Genomic DNA, 12,548 nt, shown 5'->3' with positions numbered 1-12,548 from the left:
TTTGGATTTTATCTTAGGCATTAGTGAAAGAGGTCACTCCGATGGGGCTTTGTGGAGAACCCAATTACTTCTTTCTACTAAGATTCGGCTCCTCTGGAGCAATAAACAGCAGTCTTTTCTATTTTATAAGGATTTTCTAAACTTCCCTCACTCGACATTCAGCATTCTACCCTCGACATTCGTCATTAATTTACGGTTTTGTCACTACTTCGTCCAAATTAAGCATGGCATTGGCCGTGACGGTCAAGGCAGCCAGTTCGGGCGTGGCGTTGCCATCGTTGGCCAACAGTTTTTTGGTAGCGCCAGTATCTTTACGGTAGTTTGCCAATGACTTGTTATACAAATTAAGTAAAACTTGTAAACGTTTGGGCGAGATGGATTGGTACGTCAAGCGGCGATAGGCTTCGCGAATTTGCTCCTGCGGACTCGCATATTTTGCCGCAATAGCTTCCGAAAAACAATGCGCCGCCTCCAAATAGACGGGGTCATTGAGCGTTACCAATGCCTGTAAAGGTGTGTTGGTTCGGATGCGCCTTACTTGACAAAACTCGCGGCTTGGGGCATCAAACATCACCATCGACGGGTAAGGAGCCGTCCGTTTCCAATAAATATACAACGCCCGACGGTAGCGGTCTTCGCCTGCGCTCAGTTGCCATTTTGCCCCATCGTAGGGCGAAAGCCAAATATTATCGGGCTGCAAGGGCATCACGCTACGTCCGTACATTTTGTGCGACAACAAACCACTGGTGGCCAACAATTGGTCGCGAATTTGCTCGGCCGAAAGGCGCACCCGTGGCCCCCGCGACAGCCATTTATTGAAAGGATCTTGAGCCAATTTTTCGGGAGTGACGGCAGCACTTTGTCGGTACGTAGCCGAAAGCGTGATTTGTTTGAGCAGTTTTTTAAGACTCCACTGGTGCGTTTCCATCAACTCCACCGACAGCCAGTCCAGTAATTCTTGGTGGGTGGGGGTAATGCCCTGTGAGCCAAAATCCTCGACCGTTTCGACGATGCCTGTTCCGAACAACTGCTCCCAAATCCGATTTACCGCCACCCGCGCCGTGAGTGGATGCTCTCGCGATGTCATCCATTGGGCCAAATCCAAACGGTTTTTCATAGAAGCGTTTTTTGCCCCAGATTCTTTGAAGAGATTAGGCACGTCAGGGTTTACTTTCTTGCCTTTGACCGTCCAGTTGCCTCGTTCAAAAACGTGTGTCGTACGCGCCAAATCGCCGTGTCCATCGTACATAATGGGCGTACTTTCCACCCCACCCGTCAGAATTTCGGCGTATAATTTTTCAACATCGGCAAAGCCAGCTTCGTCTTTCCCTGGCAAAGCCTCCTGAAACGCCGCCCACTTGATTTTCACCCATTCTTTGGGCGTTTTGGGGCTATGGAGCGTCCAGAATAGCGAACGTTTCCCCCCATCAGGCGCTACAGGCAACACCATCACGGTATCTCCTACTTTGGATAATTCGAGCGAAAGAATGACTTTCCCTTTCGTACTATCTTGGTGAAGTTGCAAAAGCGCATTTTCGGCGTTGGTACCGATGTTCAACAATAATCTATTTTTGCCCGTCAGCGTCACATTCGGCCAGCGCGCCGTTCCTTGGTCTTGAATCCCAAAGTATTTGGCATCCAACAACGACGCATTGACGTGTTGGTCAAAATCGTGCGAATTGACCTTGGGCTCCATAATCCTCGCGAAGCGCTGAAAATCGGGCAATTTCATCCCTTTTTGCCCTTGATGCGCTTTTATCCACTGCCCAATTTTTACAACCCGCACCGAGTCTTCTTTTCCATAAAAACGCAGCGTCGGCGTATCGCTCGTCACGTCTTCGTCGCGGGTATTGTTGAAAAAGGCCACGTATTTGTAATATTCTTCGTGGGTAAATGGGTCATACGGATGACTGTGGCATTGCACACATCCGAATGTCGTCCCCTGAAAAACGTCCCAAGTCGTATTTACTCGGTCGATAACCGCCGCTACCCGAAACTCTTCGTCTTGCGTTCCTCCTTCGTCGTTGTTCATCGTATTGCGGTGAAAACCCGTCGCAATCAACTGAGCATCGGTTGGGTTAGGCAACAAATCGCCCGCGAGCTGCTCCACCACAAACTTGTCGTAGGGTTTATCTTCGTTAAACGCCTTGATGAGCCAATCGCGGTAGCGCCAAATGCTTCGCCCAGGGTCGCGTTCGTATCCTTTGGTATCGGCATAACGGGCCAAATCGAGCCACATTCCCGCCCAGCGCTCCCCGTAGCCCGACGAGGCCAAGAGCGAATCCACTAAATTTTCGTAGGCTTTGGGAGAAGTATCTTTCAAAAATCGCTGTACTTGGGCATCCGTCGGAGGCAATCCCGTCAAGTCCAAGCTCACTCGACGAATCAGCGTAGCGCGGTCGGCTTCGGCAGCGGGTTTTAGCTGCTGTTCGCGCAGCTTTTCCAGCACAAAATGGTCAATTTCGTTTTTAGCCCAGTGCGTTTCCTCATCGTCGGTAAAGCCCAATCGCGCCCAAAAACTACCAACAGAAGGCACACTTGGCCGTTCGACTCGGTTGTACGCCCAATGGTTGCCCCATTTAGCCCCTTGGTCAATCCATTTGGTAAGAATCTCGACTTCTTCGGCTGAAAGCGGCGGGCCATCTTTGGGCATTTTATCTTCGTGGCCTTCGGGCAGCAAAATCCGCCGCATCATTTCGCTCTCCTCGGCGTCTCCCGCCACCACAGGAGGTTTCCCCGATTTGGCAGGGTCGTACATGTCTTTTTCAAACAAAAAACTCACGCCTCCTGCTTTCTTAACCCCACCGTGACACGCCATGCAGTGCTTGTTCAAAATGGGTTTTACCTCCTCATTAAAATTGATTTGGTGACTAAAAATTCTTAAAAACGAAAAGGAACTCAACAGCACAATCGCCGCCGCTCCCGTTAGTATCCATTTTGATTTCATTTTCTTGTTTTCTTCAAAAATCAAATCTAGCCTTTCCATTTATAAAAGGCGTGGAGTCTCTTTTTCTCACTCAATCAATTGCTTCAGTTACTTTGTAAACACATAGTTCAGATAGAATTTGCACATAGAGCACAGAGAACAGAGCTATGTTTTCTATGTGAAAATTCTAAGGTGCTCTATGTGTTTTAAATTGGAGTCTCTTTTTCTCAATCAATTGCTTCAGTTACTTTGTAAACAAATAGTTCAGATAGAATTTCCACATAGAGCACAGAGAACAGAGCTATGTTTTCTATGTGAAAATTCTAATGTGCTCTATGTGTTTTAGAATGGATATAGACGCAAATTCTGTATCTTCCCCCAAAAACTCCTTAACCATGTCTGAAATTACTACTACCCTCACGGCCAGCGACGGCACCTCTCTTTTTGCCCGCGCTTGGCTCGCACCTTCTTCCAAAGCAGTCATCGTACTCATTCACGGATTTGGCGAACACAGTGGTCGCTACGCTCATTTTGCCGACTTTTTTAACCAAAACGGCTATTCCGTCGTTTCGATGGACAACCGCGGCCACGGCAAATCGGGAGGGAAACGAGGCCACGCCCCTTCGTACGATGTCTATCTCAATGACATTGAAACCCTTCTCAACTATGCCAAACAACAAGTACCTCAGCTACCTATCTATCTCTACGGACACTCGATGGGAGGAAATTTGGTGCTTAATTACACCCTTCGACGCAAACCTGCCCTCAAAGGCGTGATTGCCACTGGGCCGTGGATTCGACTGGCGTTTGAACCAAAACCTATTTTGGTGACAATAGGAAAGCTTTTTCGCAAGATACTCCCAGGATTTTCGCAAGGAAGTGGCTTAGTGCAAGACCATATTTCCAAAGACCCCGCCGTGGTAGAAGCCTATAAAAATGATCCGTTGGTTCACGGGACCATCACTGCCTCCGCGAGCATTGGGCTACTTGAAGCCGCTGCTTTTCTCAATTCGTACGAAGGTGCCATGCCCGTCCCAACCCTCATCATGCACGGCGACGAAGACTTGCTTACTTCTCAACCCGCCAGCGAAGAGTTTGCACAGCGGGTGGGCGCGACGGTGACTTACAAAAAGTGGCATGGGATGTATCACGAAATTCACAACGAACCTCAAAAATTGGAGGTCTTTAACTTTACTTTGGGATGGTTGGAGCATGATATAAAAGACTGATTTATCGACAAAATCGTCGGGTTAGTACATAAAGTGGGCTATACGCCATCGGTTTTCCTTGGTTAATGCGGAATTTTGCCCAATAATCATTCAAACTAACAACCCAAAAATGGAAAGACTACGATTTACGGCTAGTTGGATGCTCGCAGGGGCACTTTCTGTCGCATTCATCAAATCAGACGACCCAAAACCCAACAAAGGACTCGACCTCTCGGGCATGGATTTGAGCGTTAGCCCACGCGAAGACTTCTTTTTGTATGCCAACGGTAGCTGGTTAAATAAAACCGACATTCCTGCCTCTGAAACGGCTTGGGGGTCGTTCAACATTCTTCGAGACAGCAACTCTAAAAACCTCAAAGCCATTTTGGAAGAGGCCGCCACGAGCAAATCTCCCAAGGGCAGTGTCAAACAGCGCGTTGGCGACTTTTTTGCGTCGGGTATGGACACCGTTGCCATCGAAAAGCTTGGTTACGAACCCATTAAAGCCGTTTTGACTGAAATCGACAAAATCAAAAACTACGAAGATTTACTTCGTTATTCGGCCACTCACCCCCAAGACGGAGGAAGCACATTTATTGGTGCAGGCATTGGGCAAGATGCTAAAAACCCCGATACGTACATCGTGAGTATGCGCCAAACGGGCACAGGGCTTCCCGAAAAAGACTATTACACCAAGACCGATGAGCCTACTATCAAGGTTCGGAATGCTTACAAAAAATACATTGCGACGCTGTTTACCCTCACAGGTACCGACGCCGCCAAAGCCCAACAGTTGGCCGACGATATTTTGGCTTTGGAAACCCAAATCGCTACTTCGCACATGGGTCGCATCGAAATGAGAAATCCTGTGGCGATGTACAACAAATTTGCCACCAAGGATTTTGCCGCCAAAGTGCCCAATCTCAACTTGGTGAATGGATTGACGACGATGCGTATGAAAACCGACAGCATCATTGTAGCCCAACCAAAGTACTACGAAGCCCTCAACGAATGGTTGCCCAAGGCTAACATCGAAACGCTGAAAGCCAAAATGAAGTTTTCGGTCATCAGTGGCGCGGCCAACTACCTCAGCAAACCCTTTGTAGAGGCTAGTTTCGAGTACAGTGGCAAAACCCTTAACGGGCAAAAAGCGCAACAAGACCGCTGGAAGCGGATTTCGAGCCTTACCGACAACCTAGCGGGTGATTTGTTGGGACAACTTTATGTAGAAAAACACTTCAAACCAGAAGCCAAAAAACGCATGGACGAGTTGGTAGCCAATCTTCAGAAGGTGTTTGAAAAACGTATCAACGAACTCGACTGGATGACTGCTGAAACCAAAGTAGAAGCCCTCCGAAAACTCAAAGCATTTACGCCCAAAATCGGTTATCCGTCTAAATGGAAAACGTACGAAGGCGTTGCCGTAAAACGCAACGATTTTTACGGCAACGTGCGAGCCTTTGGCAAATGGCGTTACGAAGAAATGTTGGGTCGTTTGGGCAAGCCCGTTGACAAAACCGAATGGGGCATGACGCCGCCAACGGTGAACGCCTACTACAGCCCATTGCGCAACGAAATCGCGTTCCCAGCGGGAATTTTACAGTGGCCGTTCTTTGACCCAGAAGCCGATGATGCCTTCAACTACGGTGCCATCGGTGCCGTGATTGGCCACGAAATGACGCACGGATTCGACGACCAAGGACGTCAATACAACTACATGGGAATGTTGAAGAATTGGTGGAAAAAAGACGATAACGACCAGTTTAAACAACGCGCCCAAGTGGTGATTGACCAATACGACGGCTTTACCGTTTTGGATAATTTGCACGTAAAAGGTCAGTTGACGTTAGGCGAAAACATTGCCGATATTGGGGGGCTTTCGGTCGCGTATGAAGCCTTCAAGACATTTACGAAGCAAGGCAAAGGCAACGAAAAAATCGACGGTTTTACACCTGAGCAACGCTTCTTTTTGGCCTTTGGGCAAATCTGGCGTGCCAAACTCCGCGACGAAGCCCTTCGCTTGAGAGTCAACACCGACCCGCACTCTCCAGGGCAGTTCCGCGCCAATGGCCCGTTGTCCAACTTTGAGCCATTTTACAAAGCATTTGGCGTACAACCTGGCGACAAAATGTACCGTCCTGAAGCCAACCGAGTGAAAATTTGGTAATTGATTCTCATTTTTTACCCTAAAAATCGCCTTTGTCTTCATCGACAAGGCGATTTTTTGTTATAAAAGCCGTAATTTTGCGGCTTCATTTTTTACAACTAAGTCATCCCTAGTTATTTTACCACCACATACCGCACTAATTGCCTAATAATCAAAGTATTTTAAACCAAAAAACACGATTTAGAAGCAACTATTTGAAGTGCGCAAACTCCCAATCCAATGAAAAAAATCCAATCGGCCTTACTTTCGGTTTATTACAAAGACGGTCTTGAACCAATCGTAAGACTCCTCCACCAACACGGCGTAAAGCTGTACTCAACGGGTGGAACACAGACGTTCATCGAAAACATGGGAATTCCTGTGACTGCGGTGGAAGACCTTACAGGCTACCCTTCTATTTTCGGAGGCCGCGTAAAAACGCTTCACCCTGCTGTTTTTGGAGGTATTTTGTACCGTCGTGACGACGCTGGCGATTTGGCTCAAGCCACTCAGTTCAACATTCCATCGATTGACTTGGTGGTTGTCGATTTGTATCCTTTTGAGGAAACCGTTGCGTCGGGGGCAAGTGCCGAAGACATCATCGAAAAAATCGACATCGGAGGTATTTCATTGATTCGGGCAGGTGCTAAAAACTTCCAAGATTCACTTATCGTTTCGTCGCGGAATCAATACGCTGACGTACTCGCTATTCTTACTGAAAAAGACGGCGCTACCGACCTTGCCGACCGTCGTCGTTATGCGCAAGAGGCTTTTGCTACTACTAGCCACTACGACACCGCGATTAATCAGTGGTTTTTGAACCAGCCTGTTAGTAATTTCCCTGAACTGCAAACAGCAAACTGTCCACAACAAACCCTTCGCTACGGCGAAAACCCGCACCAAGCCGCGACGTTTTACGGAGATTTGGATGCGATGTTCGACAAACTTCACGGCAAAGAGTTGTCGTACAACAACTTAGTCGATGTTGACGCTTGCGTTGCGCTCATCGACGAGTTTGGCGATGAACCTACTTTTGCGATTATCAAACATACCAATGCTTGTGGCGTAGCAACGGCCGCTACGTCTCATCAGGCTTACGTAAATGCCTTGGCCTGCGACCCTGTTTCGGCTTTCGGAGGGGTTATTATCACCAACACAACGGTGGACTTGGCTACGGCTGAAGAACTTAACAAGCTTTTCATGGAGATTTTGATTGCTCCTGCCTACGAAGCAGATGCGTTGGCGTTGTTGCAATCGAAGAAAAACCGCATTCTTCTCCAACGTAAAAACATTGAGTTGCCTACCAAAATGTTCAAAACCATCCTCAACGGGGTACTGGAGCAAGACAAAGATTTGGTGGTAGAAACCGCTTCTCAATTTACAACCGTGACGAAAGTAGCTCCCACTGACGCGGAAGTAAAAGCATTGGAGTTTGCGTTGAAGGTGTGTAAACATACCAAATCAAACACAATTGTATTGGCCAACGAAAACCAACTTATTGCAAGTGGTACGGGTCAAACGTCACGCGTGGATGCCCTTCGTCAGGCCATTGAAAAAGCGAAGTCGTTTGGCTTTGAATTGAAAGGTTCGGTAATGGCTTCGGATGCGTTCTTCCCCTTTGCTGACTGCGTCGAAATCGCGCACAATGCAGGCGTAACAGCAGTGGTACAACCAGGTGGCTCTATCCGCGATAAAGATTCGATTGAATACTGCGACGCCAACGGCATGGCAATGGTGACAACAGGCGTTCGTCACTTTAAGCACTAATAGGTGTAGAGGGTTGCTCACAACCCGACTGTACTAGCTTAGAGGGTTGTGAGCAACCCTCTACACATAAAAAAGCGGCGGTCAGTTTAGAACTGGCCGCCGCTTTTTTATGTCCTAAAACTCTTTTTGATTTCCCTCCATGAGTTGGGCATTACACTCCAACTCAAACATCAAAGCAGCATCCGCACTGCTGCTAGTCCGCACGGGGTAACTACTTTTGCTAACAAAACTGATAATTGCTTCCACCTGAGTTTCTTCCCTAAACACCTCCCTAAATCTAAAAACTAGAATTGTTGATTTAAGCTGTTGATACGCTTTACGGCGGTGCTCTTTACGCGTTCGTTTTCCCGCATCTTTTATTTCTATAAAGCAAAACACATTTTCGTCAAACAATGCACAATCACAATGCGTCTCGGCGTCATCACCAAAAACACACTTATCAATCGCTAGAAAATGAATTGTTTTTTGAGAATCATTTGTCACCGAGAAATGGCCTTCCTGCTCATCACTATGCTTTATGTAACAACGCTGAGGAGGGACTTGACTGTCAAATAATTCAAATTGGGGCTGCGTTGTACTTTCAAGACAATTTCCCGCTAAAACCTGCGGGAAAGCACTTTCAACGGACTGCTTCATTCCTTTTTTGTCGGTATAAATCCATTAAACTATCAAACTCATCCCCAATTTCATCTGAAACACTATCCAATTCATTTTCAGAAATCAGCCCCGTTTTAGGATTGATGATTGAGCGTACAGTTCCATCGGCCACAAAATACGCAGCAAAATCAGCTGGGTTAAGCCAAGAATCTCGTGGAATTACTTTCTCTACTTCAGGCGCTAGTTCGGGTCTTTCGTAGGCTACTTTATGAGCAAAAATCAAATTATTGAGCGCGGCAAGTACATAAGGGCTGTGCGTGGTCATCATTAGCTCATTGTCCCCTTTTGTACAGCGGTCAGCCAAGTAATAAATTAAGCTTTTTTGAGTTGTTGGATAAAGATTAAGCTCGGGTTCTTCAATGATGAAGACTTTTTCTCTATTAGGCAAGTAGTTTTCCACTACAATTTTCAAAGGAATAATAGCTTGATAACCAGATGCACTCTCGCTCAATTTTACGGGAATTCCATTTTTAACTAAGTACTCTTCCCCTCGAAACCTATACTCCAAATCAAGATAATCAACAACTAATCCATCTGACGATTTTCTAGCAAACTCATATTTTGTTCCAAATGCTGTTATAAATCTTGGTAAAGCAACATTATTATTTAGAAGTCCCATGATAGAGATAGATAAAACAGGAAGTAAAATCCTCTCGGTAGGAATGAAGACAGATAGCATTAAATCCCTATTCTCAAAATCAAACTTATTTGCCTTGACATTAAATTTGATTTTTAAACTATCATAATCTATTTCTGTCATTTCTCCTCCGTAACCTGCAATTCCATATCGTTGGCTTTCACTATTAAAATTAAAAAGTTCAGGGTCAGAACTATGATTAGGTTTATCAATCATTAAGGCCACCAATTTCGCCAACGTACTTTTACCACTTCCTTGAGGGCCAATGAGCACAGTCGTTTTTTTGATGTCCATTTCGGCATGGCGAATCGGGCCAAAATTTGTCACAATTAGCTTATCTGTCATGTTTTTCGCCGTTTCAACGGTTCTTAATTTTTACAATATTACGAAGAATTTACGAACAGCTTTTGCTTCTAAATAGGGAGAGGGTGTGTAGATTACGGCTTTTTCAGCCTTTATCTAGTAAATCAATCGTTTTCCCCAATGAATCGTTTTTTGTTGTTCTTTTTGTGTTTGTCGCTTTCGGTAATTGGACAAACACCTCCGCCTTCCCCTTTGCGCGTGGAGCAGCTGCGGGTAGAGTACAAAACCAATCCCGTTGGTATTGATGCCTTTTTGCCTCGTTTCAGCTGGAAGCTCTTTTCCAAGGAGCGCAATACCCTTCAAAAATCATATCAAATCCAAGTTTCAAAAGACGATAAATTTTCCAAAAAAGGGCTTATTTGGCAATCGGGCGACGTTGTTTCTGACGCTTCTCACCTCATTGATTACCAAGGCCCTAACCTCCAAAGTCGCCAACGGTATTTCTGGAAAGTCAAAGTCATCGATAATTATGGAAATGTAGCAGAATCAGCCGTCAATTTCTTTGAAATGGGGCTTTTGGCCTCTTCCGACTGGCAAGCCAAGTGGATTGAACCCGAAAAAGAAGGAATTGATTTCAAAAAACAACAGCCCGCTTCGCTTCTCCGCAAAGAGTTTGTCACCAAACCCAAAGGAAAAATAGCCTCCGCCCGTTTGTACGTCACCAGCCGTGGACTCAACGAAATGTACATCAACGGCCAACGCATCGGCAAAGACGTCCTCAGCCCAGGATGGACGGCCTACCAAGCTCGTATTCAGTATTTTACCTACAATGTCACAGCATTTATTCAAGCAGGCAACAATGCGATAGGCGCCATGCTGGGCGATGGCTGGTACCGTGGCTATTTGGTGTGGGAAAACAACCGCAACGTATGGGGTGAACGCGTCGCCCTGCTGAGTCAATTGGTGATTAAATACGAAGACGGAACCGAACAAATCATTGGTACCGACGAAACATGGAAGGCCAACAACAACGGCCCCGTCCGCGAAAATGACCTCTACAACGGTGAAACCTACGACGCACGTTTGGAGAAAAAAGGCTGGGCAGCCGTTGGTTTCGACGAAAGCGCGTGGTGGAATGTCCGTCTTGGCAATTACCCCAAAGACAACCTCATTGCCCCCGCTGGTCCGCCCGTACGCCGTACCCAAGAGTTGAAACCCCTCAAGGTACTGACAACGCCCGCGGGAGAAACCGTTTATGATTTTGGCCAAAACATGGTCGGATGGGTTCGGTTGCGCGTGCAAGGTCCTGCTGGCACCAAAATCCGCATTACCCACGCCGAAGTCCTCGACCAAAAAGGCAATTTTTACACCGCCAACCTCCGCTCGGCCAAATGTGAACTCAATTACACCCTGAAAGGCGACAGCATCGAAGTCTATGAACCTCATTTTACGTTCATGGGTTTTCGCTATGCCCGCATCGAAGGGCTTCCCAATCCCCCCGTCCTCGATAACCTCACGGGCATCGTCATTCACTCTGATTTCCCCAATTCAGGAACGTTTGAAACGTCAAAACCGCTGGTAAATCAGCTTCAAAAAAACATTGTTTGGGGGCAAATTGGCAATTTTGTGGACGTACCCACCGATTGTCCGCAGCGGGATGAGCGCCTAGGCTGGACGGGCGACGCCCAAGCATTTGTTCGTACCGCTACGTTCAACAAAGAAGTAGCAGGCTTTTTTAGCAAATGGCTACGCGACGTGGCGATTGATCAAAAGCCCAACGGCGGCGTTCCGCACGTCATACCCGACGTGATTCAAAATAAAAACCCTGACGACATTAAGTCATCGGCAGGCTGGGCCGACGTCGCTACGATTGCCCCTTGGACACTTTACCAAGTATATTCCGACCGTCGTCTGTTAGAAACGCAGTACGAATCCATGAAAAAATGGGTGGAGTATGTCCGTAAAAACGCGGGGGCTAAGCTTCTATGGACCAACGGCGAACACTTTGGTGACTGGCTGTCGTACCGTGGTGCCGCACAATTTGGAGAGCCTGTTACCGACAATGACTTTATTGCGACGGCCTTTTTTGCCCATTCGGCTAACCTAACGTCCAAAGCGGCACTTACCCTAGGCAAAGCCACGGATGCAGTCTTATACGGGGAATTGTTCCAAAACATCAAAAAGGCCTTTTTGCAAGAATACGTTTCACCCAATGGTCGGTTGGTTTGCAATACCCAAACGGCTTATGTGTTGGCACTTCATTTCGATTTATTACCCGAAAACCTTCGTCCACAGGCCGTTGAGCGACTCGTGCAAGACATCAAGCGACACGGCAACCACCTCACTACTGGCTTCTTGGGTACGCCTTATTTGTGCCACGTCCTGACTCGTTTTGGCAAAAACGACGTCGCTTACGACCTACTGAATCAAGAAACGTACCCTTCGTGGCTCTACCCCGTTAAGAAAAGCGCAACCACGATTTGGGAGCGTTGGGACGGAATTAAACCCGATGGAAGTTTTCAGGATGTTAGCATGAACTCTTACAACCATTATGCCTACGGTGCCATTGGCGATTGGATGTATCAAAACATGGCAGGGATTGATTTGGTAGAGCCTGGTTTCAAAAAATTTGTGATTGCACCCAAACTTGGCGGCGGGTTTACTTCCACCAAAGCTACCTATGAATCTCCGTATGGAACGATAGCTTCGTCGTGGGAACAGCAAAACGGAAAAACTACCTTAAAAATAAGCGTACCTGCCAATTCAAAAGCCCTTGTCAAACTTCCTAGCATTGGTGCAGATAAGTTAAATCAACTTGCCCAAACCCAACGCCTCAAGCTTGTAGAAGGAGCATTGGAAGTTGGGAGTGGAGAGTATTTGTTTGAGTGGTAGCGGTGAATCAGT

Annotated in this window: 7 protein-coding genes; 4 read left to right on the top strand and 3 right to left on the bottom strand. The window is 46.9% G+C overall.

The window, feature by feature from the left end; translation table 11 throughout:
* Nucleotides 1–190: 190 nt before the first annotated feature.
* Nucleotides 191–2,947, bottom strand: a complete 2,757-nt coding sequence (locus FHS57_RS24355; protein ID WP_183978413.1) for a PSD1 and planctomycete cytochrome C domain-containing protein — start codon at nt 2,945–2,947, stop codon at nt 191–193.
* Nucleotides 2,948–3,321: 374 nt separating this feature from the next.
* Here FHS57_RS24355 and FHS57_RS24350 point away from each other — a divergent pair, with 374 nt between their 5' ends.
* From FHS57_RS24350 to purH, 3 genes are all read left to right on the top strand, one after another.
* On the top strand, nt 3,322–4,155 hold the full coding sequence (locus FHS57_RS24350; protein ID WP_183978269.1) for an alpha/beta hydrolase: 834 nt from the start codon (nt 3,322–3,324) through the stop codon (nt 4,153–4,155).
* 109 nt (nt 4,156–4,264) lie between these two features.
* Nucleotides 4,265–6,301, top strand: a complete 2,037-nt coding sequence (locus tag FHS57_RS24345; protein ID WP_183978267.1) for a M13 family metallopeptidase — start codon at nt 4,265–4,267, stop codon at nt 6,299–6,301.
* Between the two features lie 219 nt (nt 6,302–6,520).
* Nucleotides 6,521–8,047, top strand: coding sequence for a bifunctional phosphoribosylaminoimidazolecarboxamide formyltransferase/IMP cyclohydrolase (gene purH / locus FHS57_RS24340; protein ID WP_183978265.1), 1,527 nt, complete (start codon nt 6,521–6,523; stop codon nt 8,045–8,047).
* 114 nt (nt 8,048–8,161) lie between these two features.
* Here the strand turns inward: purH and FHS57_RS24335 are convergent, their stop codons facing one another.
* On the bottom strand, nt 8,162–8,683 hold the full coding sequence (locus tag FHS57_RS24335) for a hypothetical protein (RefSeq protein ID WP_183978263.1): 522 nt from the start codon (nt 8,681–8,683) through the stop codon (nt 8,162–8,164).
* A complete protein-coding gene (locus FHS57_RS24330; protein WP_183978261.1) occupies nt 8,667–9,686 on the bottom strand; it encodes an AAA family ATPase in 1,020 nt (339 codons plus the stop codon). Before FHS57_RS24330 ends, FHS57_RS24335 begins: the two co-directional genes overlap by 17 nt.
* Nucleotides 9,687–9,824: 138 nt before the next feature.
* Between FHS57_RS24330 and FHS57_RS24325 the strand changes: the two genes are divergently transcribed.
* Nucleotides 9,825–12,536, top strand: coding sequence for a family 78 glycoside hydrolase catalytic domain (locus FHS57_RS24325; protein WP_183978259.1), 2,712 nt, complete (start codon nt 9,825–9,827; stop codon nt 12,534–12,536).
* Nucleotides 12,537–12,548 lie beyond the last annotated feature (12 nt).

This window comes from Runella defluvii (assembly GCF_014195535.1).
Taxonomy (GTDB): Bacteria; Bacteroidota; Bacteroidia; order Cytophagales; family Spirosomataceae; genus Runella; species Runella defluvii.
The sequence above is the reverse complement of the archived record's forward strand: the minus strand, read 5'-3'. Positions and strand labels throughout refer to the sequence as shown.

What these genes read in the sequence shown, in the direction of transcription:
- FHS57_RS24350 (WP_183978269.1), top strand. Translation starts at nt 3,322, where the DNA reads ATGTCTGAAATTACTACTACCCTCACGGCCAGCGACGGCACCTCTCTT.
- purH (WP_183978265.1), top strand. Translation starts at nt 6,521, where the DNA reads ATGAAAAAAATCCAATCGGCCTTACTTTCGGTTTATTACAAAGACGGT.
- FHS57_RS24345 (WP_183978267.1), top strand. Translation starts at nt 4,265, where the DNA reads ATGGAAAGACTACGATTTACGGCTAGTTGGATGCTCGCAGGGGCACTT.
- FHS57_RS24325 (WP_183978259.1), top strand. Translation starts at nt 9,825, where the DNA reads ATGAATCGTTTTTTGTTGTTCTTTTTGTGTTTGTCGCTTTCGGTAATT.
- FHS57_RS24355 (WP_183978413.1), bottom strand. Translation starts at nt 2,947, where the DNA reads ATGAAATCAAAATGGATACTAACGGGAGCGGCGGCGATTGTGCTGTTG.
- FHS57_RS24335 (WP_183978263.1), bottom strand. Translation starts at nt 8,683, where the DNA reads ATGAAGCAGTCCGTTGAAAGTGCTTTCCCGCAGGTTTTAGCGGGAAAT.
- FHS57_RS24330 (WP_183978261.1), bottom strand. Translation starts at nt 9,686, where the DNA reads ATGACAGATAAGCTAATTGTGACAAATTTTGGCCCGATTCGCCATGCC.